The organism is Persephonella sp., from assembly GCF_027023985.1.
Classification (GTDB): domain Bacteria; phylum Aquificota; class Aquificia; order Aquificales; family Hydrogenothermaceae; genus Persephonella_A.
On sequence record NZ_JALVTW010000008.1, the window covers coordinates 19,983 to 38,151 of the forward strand.

20 protein-coding genes, 1 tRNA gene and 1 CRISPR repeat array are annotated in these 18,169 nt (G+C 35.5%); of the genes, 11 read left to right on the forward strand and 10 right to left on the reverse strand.

The window, feature by feature from the left end; genetic code table 11:
* The first annotated feature begins 4 nt into the window (after positions 1-4).
* Both MVE07_RS01375 and MVE07_RS01380 read left to right on the forward strand, forming a co-directional pair.
* Entirely contained in the window at positions 5-229 is a 225-nt protein-coding gene (locus MVE07_RS01375) for a UPF0175 family protein (protein ID WP_297453032.1), read from the forward strand.
* Positions 222-695, forward strand: a complete 474-nt coding sequence (locus MVE07_RS01380) for a DUF3368 domain-containing protein (RefSeq protein ID WP_297453034.1) — start codon at positions 222-224, stop codon at positions 693-695. The genes MVE07_RS01375 and MVE07_RS01380 overlap by 8 nt, the downstream gene beginning before the upstream one ends.
* A gap of 11 nt (positions 696-706) precedes the next feature.
* Here the strand turns inward: MVE07_RS01380 and MVE07_RS01385 are convergent, their stop codons facing one another.
* From MVE07_RS01385 to amrS, 7 genes are all read right to left on the reverse strand, one after another.
* A complete protein-coding gene (locus MVE07_RS01385; RefSeq protein ID WP_297453036.1) occupies positions 707-1,021 on the reverse strand; it encodes a metal-sulfur cluster assembly factor in 315 nt (104 codons plus the stop codon).
* 2 nt (positions 1,022-1,023) lie between these two features.
* Entirely contained in the window at positions 1,024-2,295 is a 1,272-nt protein-coding gene (locus tag MVE07_RS01390) for a dihydroorotase (RefSeq protein WP_297453038.1), read from the reverse strand.
* A gap of 13 nt (positions 2,296-2,308) precedes the next feature.
* Positions 2,309-3,016: a signal peptidase I gene (gene lepB / locus MVE07_RS01395; RefSeq protein ID WP_297453040.1), complete on the reverse strand. Its 708-nt coding sequence runs from the start codon at positions 3,014-3,016 to the stop codon at positions 2,309-2,311.
* Positions 3,017-3,026: 10 nt separating this feature from the next.
* Positions 3,027-3,482, reverse strand: a complete 456-nt coding sequence (locus MVE07_RS01400; protein ID WP_297453042.1) for a thermonuclease family protein — start codon at positions 3,480-3,482, stop codon at positions 3,027-3,029.
* A 115-nt stretch (positions 3,483-3,597) separates the two neighbouring features.
* Positions 3,598-4,089 carry a 5-(carboxyamino)imidazole ribonucleotide mutase gene (purE, locus tag MVE07_RS01405; protein WP_297453044.1) on the reverse strand — a complete coding sequence of 164 codons (492 nt, stop codon included), beginning with the start codon at positions 4,087-4,089 and terminating at the stop codon, positions 3,598-3,600.
* Positions 4,090-4,097: 8 nt separating this feature from the next.
* Positions 4,098-8,498 carry a glutamate synthase large subunit gene (gene gltB / locus MVE07_RS01410; RefSeq protein WP_345781536.1) on the reverse strand — a complete coding sequence of 1,467 codons (4,401 nt, stop codon included), beginning with the start codon at positions 8,496-8,498 and terminating at the stop codon, positions 4,098-4,100.
* Positions 8,499-8,611: 113 nt separating this feature from the next.
* Positions 8,612-9,637, reverse strand: coding sequence for an AmmeMemoRadiSam system radical SAM enzyme (gene amrS, locus MVE07_RS01415; RefSeq protein ID WP_297453045.1), 1,026 nt, complete (start codon positions 9,635-9,637; stop codon positions 8,612-8,614).
* Positions 9,638-9,766: 129 nt separating this feature from the next.
* On the opposite strand from amrS, the gene carB reads away from it, so the two are divergent.
* From carB to MVE07_RS01450, 7 genes are read left to right on the forward strand one after another with little or no spacing between them, the layout of a single operon-like run.
* Complete coding sequence (gene carB, locus MVE07_RS01420; protein ID WP_297453046.1) at positions 9,767-11,467, forward strand: carbamoyl-phosphate synthase large subunit; 1,701 nt, start codon at positions 9,767-9,769, stop codon at positions 11,465-11,467.
* Between the two features lie 4 nt (positions 11,468-11,471).
* Entirely contained in the window at positions 11,472-12,311 is an 840-nt protein-coding gene (locus MVE07_RS01425; protein WP_297453048.1) for a prohibitin family protein, read from the forward strand.
* Positions 12,312-12,327: 16 nt separating this feature from the next.
* The gene (locus MVE07_RS01430; protein WP_297453050.1) at positions 12,328-12,705 is read left to right on the forward strand and encodes an OsmC family protein; all 378 of its coding nucleotides are present in this window, start codon (positions 12,328-12,330) and stop codon (positions 12,703-12,705) included.
* 13 nt (positions 12,706-12,718) lie between these two features.
* Positions 12,719-12,958 (forward strand): hypothetical protein, encoded by a 240-nt coding sequence (locus MVE07_RS01435; protein WP_297453051.1) that lies wholly within the window; start codon positions 12,719-12,721, stop codon positions 12,956-12,958.
* A gap of 9 nt (positions 12,959-12,967) precedes the next feature.
* Positions 12,968-13,246 carry a hypothetical protein gene (locus MVE07_RS01440; protein ID WP_297453053.1) on the forward strand — a complete coding sequence of 93 codons (279 nt, stop codon included), beginning with the start codon at positions 12,968-12,970 and terminating at the stop codon, positions 13,244-13,246.
* Between the two features lie 10 nt (positions 13,247-13,256).
* Entirely contained in the window at positions 13,257-13,544 is a 288-nt protein-coding gene (locus MVE07_RS01445) for a YtxH domain-containing protein (RefSeq protein ID WP_297453055.1), read from the forward strand.
* Positions 13,545-13,551: 7 nt separating this feature from the next.
* A complete protein-coding gene (locus MVE07_RS01450) occupies positions 13,552-14,460 on the forward strand; it encodes a YhjD/YihY/BrkB family envelope integrity protein (RefSeq protein WP_297453057.1) in 909 nt (302 codons plus the stop codon).
* Here MVE07_RS01450 and MVE07_RS01455 read toward each other — a convergent pair.
* Positions 14,457-15,191 carry an SDR family NAD(P)-dependent oxidoreductase gene (locus MVE07_RS01455; RefSeq protein ID WP_297453059.1) on the reverse strand — a complete coding sequence of 245 codons (735 nt, stop codon included), beginning with the start codon at positions 15,189-15,191 and terminating at the stop codon, positions 14,457-14,459. The genes MVE07_RS01450 and MVE07_RS01455 overlap by 4 nt on opposite strands.
* Positions 15,104-15,709, reverse strand: a complete 606-nt coding sequence (locus MVE07_RS01460) for an ATP-binding protein (protein ID WP_297453061.1) — start codon at positions 15,707-15,709, stop codon at positions 15,104-15,106. The genes MVE07_RS01455 and MVE07_RS01460 overlap by 88 nt, the downstream gene beginning before the upstream one ends.
* A gap of 44 nt (positions 15,710-15,753) precedes the next feature.
* Between MVE07_RS01460 and dapC the strand changes: the two genes are divergently transcribed.
* The gene (gene dapC / locus MVE07_RS01465) at positions 15,754-16,938 is read left to right on the forward strand and encodes a succinyldiaminopimelate transaminase (RefSeq protein ID WP_297453063.1); all 1,185 of its coding nucleotides are present in this window, start codon (positions 15,754-15,756) and stop codon (positions 16,936-16,938) included.
* Here the strand turns inward: dapC and MVE07_RS01470 are convergent.
* Positions 16,939-17,015: transfer RNA gene (locus MVE07_RS01470), tRNA-Ile, on the reverse strand.
* Positions 17,016-17,319: 304 nt separating this feature from the next.
* Positions 17,320-17,753: direct repeats of the CRISPR family, unit length 29 nt; unit sequence GTTTTTAGAGTGCCTATAAGGAATTGAAA.
* 91 nt (positions 17,754-17,844) lie between these two features.
* Between MVE07_RS01470 and MVE07_RS01475 the strand changes: the two genes are divergently transcribed.
* Positions 17,845-17,970 (forward strand): hypothetical protein, encoded by a 126-nt coding sequence (locus tag MVE07_RS01475; RefSeq protein ID WP_297453064.1) that lies wholly within the window; start codon positions 17,845-17,847, stop codon positions 17,968-17,970.
* The last annotated feature ends 199 nt before the right edge of the window (positions 17,971-18,169 follow it).

The following is an 18,169-nucleotide window of genomic DNA, read 5'->3' on the forward strand; positions in this document are numbered from 1 at the left end:
AGCAGTGAAATTTATAATGGATATTCCTGACGAATTAAAATTAGACGAAGAAGAGTTCAAAACTGCTGCAATAGTTAAACTATACGAACTTGGAAAAATATCTTCTGGCAAAGCAGCAAAACTTTTAGGAATATCACGCATAGAGTTCTTAGACTTACTTTCAGAATACAAGGTTCAGATACAACCTGATACAGAAGAAGAAATTCTAAAGGATATAAATAATGCCTAAAGTTGTATCAAATACAACTCCTATCTTATCTTTCATAAAATTAAACAGATTAGATATTCTAAGAAATATATACAAAGAAATTACAATTCCTGAAGCTGTTTTTAAAGAACTGGAAGAAGGTAAACACAAATATTATATAAATATTTTTAAAAAAGATTGGATAAAAATTTCAAAGGCAAGTAATAAAAGACTAGTTAAGCAATTTGAAGAAATATTAGATACAGGAGAGGCTGAGGCCATAACATTAGCTTTAGAACTAAAAGCAGATTTACTTTTAATGGATGAAAAAATAGGAAGGAAAATAGCAGAGGAACAAGGATTGAAAATCAGTGGAACTATTGGAATATTACTGAAAGCTAAAGAGGAAGGTATTATTTCAGAAGTTAAACCTTTAATTTATGAGTTAATTAAAATAAGGAAATTATTACAAAAAATCATTTTTAGAAACTGTATTAAAAATTGCTAAAGAAATATAATTTAAACATTCCAGCCTAATTCTCTTAGTCGTTGTAGACCCTCTGGAGAGATATCCTTTGTAGTCCAGGGTTGTGAGAAATCCAGCTGTATAGAAATATCTTCAAACTGCGGGAAATCCTTTCTAAGATGTCTGATTATTGTATTTTTAATATACTTTTCCAGAGGACATTTAGGTGTTGTAAGGGTCATAACAACCTCAAGGTTATTATCCTTAACATGAATTCCTTTAACCAGACCTAAGTCCACTATATTTAAAGGTATTTCCGGGTCGTAAACCTCTTTTAAAGAATTTAAAACATCAATTTCTACCGTCATAACTAATCCCTGTAAACAATTTCTCCTTTATAGAATGTGTATTTTACTTTACCAATTAATTTTCTTCCCATTAATGGGGTGTTTTTACTCTTGGAATAAATAACTTCCTCATTTACTTCCCAGCTTTCTGAAGGATCAAATATTGTAAGCTCAGCGATTTCTCCTTCTTTTATAGAAGGTGGTTTTAAACCTATTTTCTTAGCTGGATTTATAGACATAACTTCAACAAGTCTTGTTAAATCAAAATAATCTTTTCTTACCAGTTCCAGAACTATAGGCAGTGCAAATTGAAGCCCTATCATCCCTGGTGGACAGGCATGGTGTTCCTGCATTTTTTCTTGATGGGCATGGGGTGCATGGTCTGTAGCAACTATATCTATAATTCCAGAAGCAAGAGCCCATCTGACAGCTTCTAAATCCTCATGTTCTCTTAGCGGTGGAGATACTTTTGCTTTACAATCAAAATCAAGCCATTCCTCATCTGTTAAATAAAGATGATGGGGAGTAACCTCTGCAGTTACTTTAGCTCCCATTGCTTTCGCCCATGTAACTATCTCAACACCGACCTTTGTTGAAAGATGACATATATGGACAGGCATTCCAGTATGGATAGATAAAACACAATCTCTGGCAATCATGGTGTCTTCTGCTTCAGGTGGCAGTGGTGGCAGTCCTAAAGCTGCTGCTATTTCTCCTTCGTGGGCAACCCCATCTTTTGAGAGGGATAAATCTTCGCAGTGGTCAGCAACAAAGCTACCTATTGAACCGGCAAATTCCATTGCTTTCCTCATTACATGGGCATCCCAGACAGGTGCCCCGTCATCGGTAAAATAAACTGCCCCTGCATCTTTTAAAAGGGACATTTCGGTAAGCTGTTTACCTTCTCTGCCTTTTGTAACAGCTGCTGCAGGTAAGACTCTACACAGACCTATCTCCTCTCCCTTTTCTATTACATACCTGACAATTGAAGGCTCATCTATTGCCGGAAATGTATTTGGCATACAAACAACAGTTGTATATCCTCCTGCTACTGCTGCGAGACTTCCGGTGTATATATCTTCTTTATAGGTTTGTCCCGGGTCTCTAAAATGAACATGAATATCTGTAAATGCAGGACAAATGACCTTATCAGTTGCGTCTATAACCTGACAAGTTGGAGGTGGTTGTATATTTTCCTCTATTTTTATTATTTTCCCTTCGTCTATTAGTATATCTTTCTGGTCTTTAAGATTATTCTGTGGGTCTATAACTGTTCCACCTTTTATTAGTATCAAGCTGTTAACCTCCTTACTGGATAACTTTTCCTATTCTATTAAATCTAATTGCCGGAGATTTCAAGTCTATAGAAAAATAAATCACAAAAGCCTGACCTATTATGTAGTCATCAGGAACAAATCCCCAAAATCTACTATCACGGCTATTATCCCTGTTATCTCCCATAACAAAATAGCTATTGTCAGGAACTTTTACAGGTCCAAAATCTTTTCCTTCCCCGTCGTAAAGTTCCATAACTGTGTAGCAGTATTTTTTCCCGGTATATTTCCTGGTCGTGCACTCAAGATATTTTTTCACTTTTTCGTTTGGAGCAGTATAATAACCGTCAGGTTTCCTTGAAAGAGCCTTTCCATTTACATAAACAATATCATTTTTTACCTCAACTGTATCTCCTGGAAGGGCAATAATTCTTTTTATAAAATCAATTTTTGGATTTTCCGGATATTTGAAAACTATTACATCTCCTCTATCTGGCTTTGCAAGTCTGTTTTTGTATCTGTAAAAATCTATTCCTGTAAATGGTATTCCTATGCTCCAGTCCCCATAAACAAGTTTATTTACCAGTATAAAATCTCCTATCAGCAAAGTGGGTTTCATTGAGCCTGAGGGTATATTAAAAGCCTGTGCAAAAAATATTCTTATAAAAGAAACCACCAGAATTATAAAAATTATTGTTTTGGCTGCATCTTTTATGGTTTTTGTATCTTTAACCTCGTTCATTTTTCCTCCTTCACGGTCTTTGCCATAGTCCCAAATGGTTTTCCACTGCCTTTTTATAACATTCTAAAAATTCCCTGCTGTATTTTGTGTTTGGTTTTATAGTTAAAGGAAGAGCATATCCGTTGCAGATAATTTCTTTATTTAACATTCTTCCATCAGAAAGCCATACATAAGCAAGGAGCCTTCCATATCTATCCTGTGGCTGTTTATCAAATTCAAGATATACTTTTTTATAAATTTTCCTTTTCCCTTTTTTCTCAACTAATAGCTGCTTTTCTGTAAATTCTTTAGCTTTTTTCCCTAAGAAAACAACTATACGAACTGTTGTATTTAACTCTTTGGCCTGTAGCCTTGCCCTTCTGTTTTCTCTACTTTCCGGTGTATCTATTCCAAGAAGGCGCACTGTAAATCTTAAGTTCTTAAGTGTTGCTTGATTTTTATTAAAAGTTGTTTCAGGTATTCTCACTATTATTGTATCTCCATCAATAACCTTTATAACCTGAGCCTCAACCTTTGAATTGGTAAGCCCTCCCCCTTTACAACTAACAAAAATAAAAAATAAAGTGAAAACAAAGATCTTTTTAAATAAGGTTCTGTATCTCTTCATTTGCTTTTAGGACTTTCCCTTTCATCTCTTGTTTATAATCTTTTATCTTTTGCTGGATTTCTGGATAGGCTACACCCAGTATTTGAGCTGCAAGAACTGCTGCATTAATTGCACCTGCTTTTCCGACTGTAACCGTTGCTACAGGAACTCCAGGCGGCATCATAACTGTAGACAACAATGAGTCAAAACCTTTAAATGAAGAATTATCAACAGGAATTCCTATAACCGGTATAGCAACCTTTCCTGCTATTGTTCCTGCAAGGTGAGCTGCATATCCGGCAGCTGCAATTATAACTCCATACTTTTGTTCCGCATCTTTTACAGCTTCAGCAACTTCATCCGGAGTTCTATGTGCAGAAAGGATAAAAGCATCATATTCAATTCCAAATTTTTCAAGCATATCAAAACAGTTTTCCATTAAATCCATATCTGATTTACTACCCATAAAAACAGCAACTTTTTTCATAGCTCCTCCTATTTCTCAGGTTTTGCTTCATCTGTTTCAGGAGCAGGTTTTTTAACCTCTACAGGAGAAACTTTTACAAAGTTGTTTATTTCTTCATCAAAGTTTTCAAGGATTTTTCCAGCTATTTCGCTGTCTGTATAACCTTTGTGTTTTGTTACAAGTCTCTTAATGGTTTCTATATCCTCTTCATCCATTTCATCAATGAACACGTAGGATGGATTAATATTTTTTTCAACTTCTCCTTCAGGGTCGTATATATAAGAAACTCCACCTGTCATTCCTGCTCCAAGGTTCACACCAACTTTTCCGAGAACAACAACTGTTCCATTTGTCATATATTCACAGCAGTGGTCTCCTGCACCTTCTACAACAGCAACTGCACCGGAGTTTCTAACGGCAAATCTTTCTCCTGCAATTCCTGCTGCGAACAGATGTCCTCCTGTTGCACCGTAAAGGCATGTATTACCCATTATTACGTTTTCGTGTGGTTTTCCTTTGAACTCTTTAGGTGGTTTTATAACAATAAGTCCACCTGTCATTCCTTTTCCTACATAGTCGTTAGCATCTCCGGTAAGAATAAGGTTCAGCCCCGGAACACAAAAAGCTCCAAAAGACTGTCCACCTGTTCCTCTTAAGTTTAGCTCTATTTTTGAAAGTCTTAATCCTTTGTCTCCGTATCTTTTTACAATCTCATGGGCTATTCTTGCACCAACTGAGCGATATGTATTCCTAATTACATAAAATCCTGCAAAGTTTTCTTGTTTTTCTATATATGGAAGAACATCTTTTAGGATTTCCTCATCAAAAGGTTTTTTAGGAGGGTCATTTCTATCCTGAATACATCTAATTGGTTTAGACATATCAGGTTTTTTGATTATGTATCCAATATCAACAAATTTTGCTTTGTAGTGGTCTGCTGGGATTTTTGGTTTTATAAAGTCAACTCTACCTATAATATCATCAAGATGTTTGTATCCCATATCTGCAAGCCATCTTCTAACATCCTGTGCAAGGAACATAAGGTATCTAATTACGTGCTCTGGCTGTCCTGGGAATTTTTCCCTCAGTCTTTCATCCTGAGTAGCAACGCCGACAGGACATGTGTTAAGGTGGCACTGTCTTGCCATTACGCAACCTTCAGCAACCATAAGGGAAGTTCCCAGTCCAAATTCTTCTGCTCCAAGAAGTGCTCCTACAATTACATCTCTTCCTGTCTTTATTTGTCCGTCAACCCTAAGTTTTACCCTTCCTCTCAGGTCGTTATCGATTAAAACCCTTTGAACTTCCGATAATCCCAGCTCCCAAACAGTTCCTGCATGCTTAATAGATGTTAAAGGAGAAGCTCCTGTTCCACCATCATGTCCGGATATATGAATTATATCTGCAAATGCTTTTGCTACACCTGAGGCAATTGTTCCAATCCCTGTTTCAGAAACCAGTTTGACTATAACCTTTGCTTTTGGGTTTATCATTTTTAGGTCATATATAAGCTGAGCAAGGTCTTCAATTGAATAAATATCGTGGTGTGGTGGTGGAGATATAAGGGTTGTTCCAGGTTTTGCTCTTCTTAAAAATGCAATATATGCATTAACTTTTTTACCTGGAAGCTGACCACCTTCTCCCGGTTTTGCTCCCTGTGCAATTTTAATTTCTATTTCTTCTGCAGAGTTTAGATATTCAGGGGTAACACCAAATCTACCTGATGCAACCTGTTTTATCTTTGAGTTTTTGATTGTTCCATATCTTGCAGGGTCTTCACCACCTTCCCCTGAGTTTGATTTTGCTCCAACTCTATTCATAGCCTCTGCTATTGTTTCATGGGCTTCTTTTGATAAAGCCCCGATGGACATGGCAGCTCCAACAAATCTTTTAACAATCTCCTCTGCAGGCTCAACCTCTTCTATAGGGATAGGTGGTCTATCTGATTGTATTTCAAATAAATCCCTTACAGTGACAGGTTTTTCTCTCCACGCATCCTCTGTAAACTTAAGGTATTCTTCCCAGCTTTCACCTCTAACAGCTTTGTGTAAATCTCTAACTGCCAGTGGGTTCCATGAGTGGAACTCACCATCTTTTCTGTGTCTAAACTCTCCACCTGTTGGAACAGATACTTTTTCTGAGGCAAATGCTTCATTAAATTTTATTAATGTTTCCTGTGCTATCTGTTTAACTCCTATTCCTCCAAGCTGTGAAGGAGTTCCAGGGAAGTATTTATCTATAACTTCCTGTCCTATTCCTATTGCTTCAAATAGGCCTGAACCTCTATAACTTTTGATTGTGGCAATTCCCATTTTAGACATTATTTTAAGAAGACCTTCATTTACAGCTTTACGGTAGTTCTCTACTGCCTCTTCAAATGAGAGGTTGAACTTTTTATCTTCCTCAACAAGATTTCTTATGATTTGAACTGCCATATATGGATTTACAAGTGTAGCTCCGTATCCAATAAGGAAAGCAAATGAGTGGGTATCTCTTACCTCTGCTGTATCAGCTATTATAGAAAACTTACTTCTTTTTCCTTTTCTTCCCATGTAGCTATTTACAGCTGCAACAAGTAGCCCCATAGGAATAGGAGCACCTTCTATTGAGATAGCCCTATCTGTAAGAACAATTAGCTCTTTTCCGTTATCAACGGCATCTTCTACCCTTCTGCATATATCATCGATAGCAGGCTCCAATGCATCATCATAAGGATCAAATATAGCGGGTATGATTTCAACTTTACCATCATAAAGCTTAATAAGCTCTTCCATTTCATTATCAAAGATAATCGGAGAGCTGAGAAGCAGTTGTTTTGCATGCTCAGGGGTTTCTGTAAGGAAGTTTTCTTTTTTACCTACATAGGTATTTAAAGACATTACTTTCTTTTCTCTAATTGGGTCAATTGGAGGGTTTGTTACCTGTGCAAATCTCTGTTTGAAGTATGAATATATAAGCTGAGGTCTTTTGGATAAAACAGCTAAAGGAGTATCATTACCCATTGAGTAAACAGGGTCAGCCCCTTTTTCAGCCATAGGTTTTATTAACATATTTATCTGGTCTTTTGAGTATCCAAATGCAACAAGCTCCCTTGTTATATCCTTGTAGTCAACCTCAGGATGTTCTTTTACAGGGATAAATTCTTTTAGGTTCTCTTCAACCCATTCTTTATATGGTTTTCCAGAAGCTACTTTGTCTATAACCTCTTTTGAGAAGTATATTTTCCCTTCTCTGGTATCTATAGCAATTTTATCTCCAGGACCTAATCTTCCTTTTTTCAGTATTTTTTCCTCAGGAATATCAACTGTTCCAACTTCTGAAGCCATTATTACTGTGTCTTCTGTGATTACATATCTTGCAGGTCTAAGACCGTTTCTATCCAGCTTTCCAATAACAACATTTCCATCTGTGAAGGCTATAGCAGCAGGACCGTCCCATGCTTCAAAAATACACGAGAAATACTCATAAAATGCTTTTTCTGTGTCAGTAAGCCTATCATCATTTTCCCACGCCCTTGGAATAAGGGCGTTTATAGCAACCATAGGGTCTTTTCCTGACATAACAAGGAATTCAAGGGCATTATCCAGTGAAGCTGAGTCAGAATCATCATACTTAACTATTGGAAGAATATCTTCTGCCAGCTCACCCCAGATTTCTCTAACGTCTTCTGCTTTTGCATTTATCCAGTTTCTATTTGCTGAGATGGTGTTTATCTCACCGTTATGGGCAAGCATTCTAAATGGCTGTGCCAGTTTCCACTGAGGGAAAGTGTTTGTTGAAAATCTTTGATGAAAAAGTGCTATAGCACTTTCATAATCTTCATCTTGAAGGTCGGGATAAAAGTATTTAAGCCTTGGGGCTGTAACCATTCCTTTATAAACAATTGTTCTGTTTGACAGAGATGGAATATAAAAATCTTTGTATTCTTCCTTTTCAGCAAGTTTTTCTAATCTTTTTCTGAGGATAAAAAGTTCCTTTTCGTAGTTTTCTACTTCTTTTCCTTCTTTTGAGATAAATCCCTGCCAGATAGAAGGCATATTGGATTTTGCAATTACTCCAAGTTCTTCCTCAACTATAGGAACTTTTCTCCAGCCAAGGAAGGTAAATTTTTCATTTATTGTCTTTTCTATTTGTTTTTTTAGCTCTTCTTCTTTGCCTACAGGTAAAAAGAAAACACCTACGGCAAAATCTTCAGGTGCAGGGATATTTATGTTAAGTTTAGAAAGTTCTTTTTCAAAAAATTTATATGGAATGTGGGTTAAAATACCTGCTCCGTCTCCTGTTTTTCCATCGGCACTGACAGCTCCCCTGTGGTCAAGATTTGCAAGGGAAGTTAAGGCATCTGAGACAAGCTTGTGGGATTTAATTCCTTTGATATTTACTATAAAACCAACCCCGCAGGCATCTCTGTCAAAATTGTTGTTTATCATACTGGAACTCCTCAGCTTTTTATTAAACAGGTAAATATTTATTATATATCTGTAAATATAATAATTACAAACTGCCTGCGGAGTTTTTGCAAATAATTCTTAGTTAGAAGCTGTTATTTCCATACCCCTGCGATTTCTGTTCCACATTTTGGACATTTTCCATCTTCAAGATGATTAACCACATACTGTCCTATATGTCCTCTTCTATCTATTACCCTGAATCCACAGGATGGGCAGTATGTAGATTCTCTATCCTCATCATCAAAGTTTCCAACATATACGTAGTTTAGACCTGCTTCTTTACCTATTTCATAGGCTTTTTTCAGTGTTTCAATTGGAGTAGGTGGAACATCTTTCATTTTATAAGCAGGGAAAAATCTGGAAATATGCCATGGAATATTTTTATCCAGTGATGCAATCCATTTTGCAGCTTCTTTCAGTTCTTTTTCGTCATCATTGTATCCGGGAATAAGCAATGTTGTTAGTTCTACCCATATACCCAGTTCTTTTGCATGTTCTATAGCTTTTAAGACCGGTTTTAACCTTGCTCCTACAATCTCTCTGTAAAATTTATCATTAAATGCTTTAAGGTCTATATTCATTGCATCTAGATATGGTGCAAGAGTATCTAAAGCTTCTTTTGTTTCGTATCCACTGGAAACAAACACATTTTTTAAACCTTTTTCTTTTGCAAGTTTCATTGTGTCATATGCATATTCAAAAAAAACAACAGGTTCGTTATATGTGTATGCTACAGAAGGGATATTATTTGTTTTACAAATATTAACAATTGTTTCAGGCATAAGTTGAACACCAAACACTTCTCCGTTATGTGTCTGTGGATGTTGTGAGATTTCCCAGTTTTGACAGAATTTACAGCTCATATTACAACCAACAGTTCCTATTGAAAAAATAGGTGTTCCTGGCAAAAAATGGAATAAAGGTTTTTTCTCAACAGGGTCAACATTATAAGCTGCTGCAAGACCATATGTTGTTAAATATAAATTCCCATCTTCTCCAACCTTTCTAATACCACACTTTCCAAGTTCTCCTTTATCTAAAACACATCTCTGGCTGCAAGCCGTGCATAAAACCTTTCCATCTTCTCTTTTTTTAGACATCCAAGCAAGAACTTCCATTTTTAAATCCTCCTTATATCTTCTTTTGCCGTTTAATATAGGGAAGAAATCTTATAATGCAAGACTAAAGTTTAGCCGGCATATTTGGTGTAAAATATTTAAAATTCCAGATTTAGTGGGGTTAACTTCATGCCAAAAAGAACAGATATCAGTAGAATTCTTCTAATTGGTTCAGGACCAATAGTTATCGGTCAGGCAGCAGAGTTTGATTATTCAGGAACACAGGGAGCAAAAGCCCTAAAAGAAGAAGGATATGAAGTAATTCTTGTCAACTCTAACCCTGCAACAATCATGACAGACCCAGAAGTTGCAGATAAAACCTATATAGAGCCGCTTATAACCCCGGTTATAGAAAAAATAATAGAAAAGGAAAGACCTGATGCACTGCTTCCGACACTGGGAGGACAGACAGCCTTAAACCTTGCGGTTGACCTTTATGAAAAAGGAATACTGGATAAATATAACGTTCAGATGATAGGCGCAAACTACGAGGCAATCAAAAAGGCAGAAGATAGGGATTTATTCAAAGCTGCGATGGAAAGAATAGGTCTTCAGATGCCTAAAAGTGCCGTTGTAAAATCTATAGCAGAAGCCATGGAAGTAATAGAATGGATAGGCTTTCCTGTGATTATCAGACCTTCATTTACCCTTGGAGGAACAGGAGGTTCTATCGCATATAACATAGATGAGTTTTATCCAAAGGTTAAAGCTGGTCTTGAAGCTTCCCCTGTTCATGAGGTTCTCCTTGAGGAATCTGTAATAGGCTGGAAAGAATTTGAAATGGAAGTAATGCGTGACAAAAATGATAACTGTGTTATTATCTGTTCAATAGAAAACCTTGATCCTATGGGAGTTCATACCGGAGATAGTGTAACTATTGCTCCGGCAATGACCCTCACAGATAAAGAATATCAAATGCTCAGGGACTATTCTATTGCAGTAATCAGGGAAATTGGTGTTGAAACAGGCGGTTCTAACGTTCAGTTTTCCCAAAATCCAGAAACAGGACAGTTTTATGTAATAGAAATGAATCCAAGGGTTTCCCGTTCATCTGCCCTTGCTTCAAAAGCAACAGGTTTCCCAATAGCAAAAATAGCTGCCAAACTGGCGATAGGATACACCCTTGATGAACTTCCTAACGATATTACAAAAGAAACCCCTGCATCCTTTGAACCAACAATAGACTATGTAGTGACAAAAATCCCAAGATTTGATTTTGCAAAATTCCCGGAAACAGACCCAACCCTAACCACAATGATGAAATCTGTCGGTGAAGTAATGGCTATAGGAAGAACATTTAAAGAAAGCATTCATAAAGCACTGCGAAGCCTTGAACTTGGCAGATACGGATTTTATATGGGATTGGAAAAAGAAAGCGATGAAAAGATTAAAGAAAATATAGTCAGACCAAATGCAGATAGACTCTGGTATATAGCTGAAGCTTTCCGTAGGGGAATGGAAGTTGAAGAAATTCACCAGCTTTCTCATATTGATAAATGGTTTTTGACCCAGATAAAAGAAATAATAGATTTTGAACAGCAACTTGCAGAAAAAACTCTGGCATCTATAACAGACGAGGAGCTTGAGCAGGCGAAACAATGGGGATTTTCAGACAGAGAATTGGCAAGGCTTTTAAAAACCTCAGAAGAAAAAATAAGAGAAAGAAGACTGAAAGTTTCCTATAAAGTTGTTGATACCTGTGCTGCAGAGTTTAAAGCATACACCCCATATTTCTATTCCTCTTATGAAAAACCTTTTGGCAGAGTTACAGAGGAAGGAGAAGTTGTTAAGTTATTTGATAGTGAGAACCTAGAAGAAAGAGGGAACTAAAACTATGAATCCAAATCAAATAAAAATTCCGGCTATAGCAAAAATATTACCATTTATTTTTATTATCTTTATTATCTTTGCTCTTGTAGCACCACCTTTTGTAATCATACCCAGTGGATACGTTGGAGTTAAGCTACATCTTGGAAAGGCTGACATGGAAGAATTACCTCCGGGACTTAATTTTGTGGTTCCATTTGTAGAAAGAATAATAAAAATGTCTGTCAGAACCCATTCTTATGACCTTAGGGGAGCAAATTCTATAAATTCACTTTCAAAAGATGGTCTAACAATAAACACAGAACTGACGGTTCTATATAAGATAAAACCGGATAAAGCAGCAGAAATTTTTGTTGAGTATGGTCTGGACTATGAAGACAAAATTATAAAACCTGTTATCAGGTCAGCGGTAAGGGATGTTATCGCTACCCTTGACAGTTCACAGGTATATCAGGAAAGGGATCTAATCCAGAAAAAACTTATGGAACAAGTTTCAAAAGAGCTGGCAAAAAGGAATATAATCTTAGATGAGATATTAATCAGGGATATAAAATTACCTAAAAGAGTTGTAGAAGCAATAGAGCAAAAAAGAAGAGCCTACGAAGAGATGCAAAAAATGAAATTTGTTGTTGAAAAGGAAAAACTTGAAGCAGAAAGGAAAAGAGTAGAAGCAAAAGGTATAGCAGACGCTAATAAAATAATAGCCGGCTCTCTGACAAAAGAATACCTGCAATGGAAATTCATAGAAAATATAAAATCATATGCAGAAGGAGATAATAACACAGTAATTCTTATTCCTTATGACCAGCAGATGACTCCTATAATAAACATACCTAACCCAAAATAGTAAGGAGGTTTAAGAAGTGGAAAAAGTTGCAATAGTGAATCTGGATAAAAATGGACATTTCCATGGTGAAGTTGAGGGTAAAGGTTTTGATATCACAGCAACAGGACTTAGAGCTGTAGATTTAATGCTTATTTCTGTAGGATACTGTTTTGGCCTTACAGTTGAGGCATATACAAATCATAAAGGTTATAAAATAGAAAACCTTAAAATAGAAGTTGTAGGAAAAAAACATGAAAAAGAAAACAGATATGATGAGATTACAATAAAGGTTTCATTTGATTCTGACCTTGATGAAAAACAGATAGCTAGAGTGATGGAAATAGGCAAAAGGGGATGCACAGTAAGTAATACAATGTTAAAACCATCTATAATAAAAACTGAATTTATCAAATAAGGAGGGCAAAGTTATGGAAGCAAACACATTTTTCCTGGGAATTATTGCATTATGTATGGTAATTATCACTATTGGACTGTTTATTATGTCCATTGTTGTTGCAATGTTACTTAAACAGGTTGTTGTTCTTTTAATCAGAATTAACACAGATTACAAAGCATTATCTCCAAAAGTTTATCGGATTGTGGAAAATGTGGAATACACTTCATCTATTATGAGTATATTCTCTCTGCTTAAAAGAAGGAAAAAATAGGGGAAACAGATGAGAAGGGATTTTTATTTTTTTGCTGGAGGCTTTATTGCAGGTATTGTGCTTTCTATATATCTGTATAGAAAGCAGAAAAAACTTTTAAAGAAAATATCTTCTTTAGAAGAAAAAGCAAAGGAAATTTCCAAGAGAAGAGTTAAAGAAACTATTGATGAAATAGCAAAATTACTTAGAAAACTCACATCCAGCTCAAAGGGAGTTCCCCTTGATGAAAAAGAGCATATATTAAAAAAAGTAGAAGAAAAAATAAAAAAATTAGAAAAAATCATATAAGGAGGAAGCCATGAGAAGAGGATTAATAATGTTGCTTCTGGGAACTGCCATTGGAGCTGCAGGAGCTTATGCTGCAACACAAAGAAGAGAGGAGCTTTTACAAAAATTAAATGATATACAAAACTCCCTCAAAGAAGCAGAACTCAAAGGTAAAGCAAAAGCGATAGTCACAGACATTTCAGAAAAAGTGAGAACACTCCTGAAGAAAGGAGAAGAGCTCACAGCTAAAGAAAGAGAAGAAGTTCTTGAAGAAGTAGAAGAAAAGATTAAAAAACTTGAGGAAGTAGTAAAAGGTTAAAGGATTTTTGCTTGAAAAAATAAATCCTTACAAGTATTTAGAGTTAGATAAAGGCAGGTCGGTTCTTTATAACTATCTGGCAGCCCTTTATCGGGCTGTTCTGGATTACTTTTTTGAAGGTTTTTCATATCATGCAGCAGCAATATCTTTTTATACTCTTATGTCCTTTTTTCCGCTGCTTATTTTTATAACAGTTGTAGTTTCTTACTTTGCCACAATAAATACACAGGCAATAGTAGAAACACTACAAAAGCTATTTCCTCAAATAACCCAAGAATTTCTTAATCTTCTTGTAACTCTTACAGAAAAAAGAACATTTTTTGGAATTGGTAGTTTAATAATTTCCTTTTATTTTGCCTCAAGTATCTTTACCTCTTTACATTCAGCATTTATACATGTTTTTGAAAATAGGGAAGAAAGTATAAAGAAAAAAGCACTTGTTTATCTGCTTGGTGTCCCAATTTTCACACTAATCCTATTGGGAATTTATTTTATAGGGCTTCTCATATCATTTTTAATAAATCTGATTAAAGAGTTTACCGTTTGGCAGATGCTTTATAAAATTTTATCCGGTATACATTTAGAGTTTTTATTAGATATCTTTGGAAATGTAGGACTTATTGTTCAGCTAATATCATTCGTTTTTATAATGTTTATTCTCTATAAATATCTTGCTCCTCATACGATTTACAACTGGAAAACAGTTTTCAATGTTGGCTTTTTTATTGCAATCTTATTATTTTTGATTTCTCTGGTCTTCAACAAATATATAATTATCGCTTCAAAAGCTAATCCAATTTATGGTGCTCTAAGTGGTATTTTTGCTTTTCTGGCATGGCTTTATCTAAGCTTTGGTATTATTCTAATTGGTGCAAGAATGCTGTATTATCTTGAACAGGTTCAGTCTGAGCCCTAATTTTCCCATTTTTCCAGAGCTTTACGGTCGTATATAGATGAGAATTTATTCGCAAGCCATATAAATGGTTTATACCACCATGGATATGTAATTTCCCTTTTCTTCTGAACAAATGCCTTATAAACGGCTTTTGCAAAATCTTCAGGTGTTGTATTACCTGCAGGAGTCTCAGGAGGTTTTCGGGAACCTAAAGCTCTGCTGGAAAATCCTGTGTTAATTCTACCCACAATTAGATTTAAAACATGAACATTATCTTTTTGAAGTTCTGCCCTCAAACTATCAGAAAAGGCATTTAAAGCATATTTTGTAGCGCAGTAAGCTCCCATACATGGAACATAAAGCTTACCAGCCACTGATGAAACGTTTATTATTGTGCCTTGAGATTTTTTTAACAGTGGCAATAGTTTTTGTGTAAGAAAAACAACCGCAAAGAAATTTAGCTCAAAAACTTTTCTCAGCTCTTCCTCAGATATACCCTCCCATTTTTCATAAATACCAATACCTGCATTGTTAATCAGGATATCTACTCTGTCTGTAATTTTTGTTATTTCTGTGAAAACCCTGTCTATATCTTCTTTTTTGGTTAAGTCTGCCGGAATAAAATAATCTGGATTTGCTTCCCCTTTATTTCTGGAAATCCCGATTATTTTGTATCCATGTTTTTGAAATTCTTCTGATAGAGCTTTTCCAAGTCCTTTTGAAACTCCTGTGATAACTGCGAATTTTTCCATCGGAAACCTTTTCTTATAATAATATCAAATTCTTCAAAATCCGGTGGTTCAATCATTTCAAACTGCTGGAGTATAACCTTTGGAGAAACAATTTTATCCCTGTTTTCCTTAAATTGTCTTTTTATACACTCTTTTAAATCGGGTTTAAAAAATACAGCAATTTTCAGGTAATCCTGTGCTATGCATAAAAATTTATTTCTGGACTTTTTCTTAAGATTTGTATTGTCTATATAGACAATTTTTTTATCTGTATTTAGTAATTTCCTTTTTGCCAGAGGCAGCAACTTTATTCTATTTTCATTTATATATCTATAAACCTTATGGTAATTGTCTGGATTTTCACCGGTTTCTTTTTTAAAAATCTCCATTCTCAAAATATCAAAGGATATATGCTCAATATCAAACCTTTTAGACAATTGCTTATAAAGTGTGGTCTTTCCACTACCGGAAATACCTATAGGCATTATAATTATTTTCTTATCTTTATTGTTTGCTAAAATATTTTCCAGCAACTTCATACCCCATAACTTAGAAAAATTTTAAAAATTTTCAAGGAGAGGAAATGAATAACATAATTAAAAACCTCAGACCTTATCCGATGGAAGAATTAAACAGAATAAAAGCCGAACTAAAGAAAAAAGGGATCAAGATTTATGATTTTGGGACAGGAGACCCAAAGGAACCGACAGATCCAAAGATAAGACAGGCTCTTATTGATGCAGTTCCGGAGGTCAGTCAATATCCTTCTGTTGCAGGGAGAAAAGACCTGCGGGAAGCCATATCAAAATGGTTTAAAAATAGATTTGGAGTTTATCTAAATCCTGATACCCAAATAATCCCATCTAACGGCTCAAAAGAAGCAATATTCCATTTCCCACTGGTTTTTATAAACACAGACATTCCGGAAAAAAGAAAAGTTATTTTCGGAACTCCGGCATATCCGGTGTATGAAAGGGGAACTCTTTATGCCGGTGGTGAACCTGTAACTGTTCCATTAAAAGAAGAAGATAATTTCCTGCTTAGACTGGACAAAATTGATAAATCTATACTGGAAGAAACACAGATAGTCTGGCTTAACTATCCTCACAATCCTACCGGGGCCACAGCTTCACTTTCTTATCTTGAGGATATGTATGGTATTTGCAGGGAATACAATATTATCCTGTGTTCTGATGAATGCTATACAGAGCTTTACTTTGATGAAAAACCTCCTTCTGCTTTGCAGGCAGGAATTGAAGGAGTTGTGGTTTTTCATTCTCTTTCTAAAAGAAGCGGGCTAACAGGATATAGAACAGGCTTTGTTGCCGGAGACAAAAAAATAATCTCAGAATATAAAAAAGGCAGGGCTTCCTTTGGCGTGGCCACTCCGGATTTTATACAGGCTGCGGCCAAGGTTGCATGGTCAGATGAAAAACATGTTGAAGAAAGAAGGAAAATATTTAAGAAAAAAAGGGATATATTCATAGAATTTTTTGATAAAATCGGGCTGGAATATCTGTATCCAGAAGCAACTTTTTACTTCTGGATAAAAGCACCTAAAGACCTGTCTGGGGAAGAATACGCAAAACATCTACTAAATTACGGAATTGTTGTATCTCCCGGCGTTAACTTCTGTGCCGGAATTGAGATTATGAATAATACCTGTCAGTCAAAATATTTCAGAATAGCCCTTGTTCCAACGATTGAGGAATGTAAAGAAGCTGTTAAAGTATGGGAAAAGGCTCACAAAGATTTAATCAGAAATTAATGGTGGGCCCGGGAGGACTCGAACCTCCGACCGGACGGTTATGAGCCGTCTGCTCTAACCAACTGAGCTACGGGCCCAAACGGAGATAATAATATATAACGAACTACTAATATTGTCAATAATTTTTTGGATATAAAAATTTGAGTCTGTCGATCGTAGATTTTTGATCCTTAATTGAGACAAAATCTCACAGGAAAAAAGGCCAAAATTCCAATCTTGATATTGTGTATCAAAGATTTGTCGATCCCCAGGGATTTTTGCGGGATTAGAGGTCGACCGAAAATTAACTCAATTTGACAAGGATTTCAATTTTTCGTATATTTAATTTCAATAAGATATATCAATGGCTATTTGACAACAGAATATGAAACCAATTTCAGGGTTTTTAGAGTGCCTATAAGGAATTGAAACCCGATAAAAACACGAAAAACAGGATAATAGGGGTTAGTTTTTAGAGTGCCTATAAGGAATTGAAATTATCTTTTGCTTTGGCCATTCCACCTTCACCATCATGTTTTTAGAGTGCCTATAAGGAATTGAAATTTTCTTCTTCTTTTTCTAAAAACTCCTCAATTGCAATCTCGTTTTTAGAGTGCCTATAAGGAATTGAAATCAAAGTCTTTCTATAGCTTCTATCCTTATCTGTCTTTGTTTTTAGAGTGCCTATAAGGAATTGAAATGCCGCTACTACTGCCATAATAGCAAGCCCAAGTGGGTTTTTAGAGTGCCTATAAGGAATTGAAACTTCTTCAATACATTCTCAAATGCAGTAGCGAGATGTATTGCGTTTTTAGAGTTCCTATAAGGAATTGAAATAACCATTGCTCTCCGTCATATACTCCGTATTTGTTGTTTGTTTGTGTACCTATTAGGAAGTTTGTTAAAAAACAATAATCAACGGTAATTATGGAACTGAAAGAAGCACTTAAAAGATTAATAGACCTAAAAGGAGAAAGAGATAAAATTAAAGAGGCTTTAATGCCCAGATGGGAAGACGGTAAGATTATAAAAATTTGCGACCCTAATCTATAGCAAAAACTAAATGAAATAGAAGCACAAATGAAGCCTTTATTGGAAATTTTAAGTGTTGAGCTTGGAATAAGTGATACAACCCTGTGGACAAATCCAGAATTTGTATGGGATAAACGCTTTGGAAAAAATAAAAACAAGGATTAATTTTTATAAAAATCTAGGCTAAAATTTTTATCATCAAAATTTTATTATTTAATCT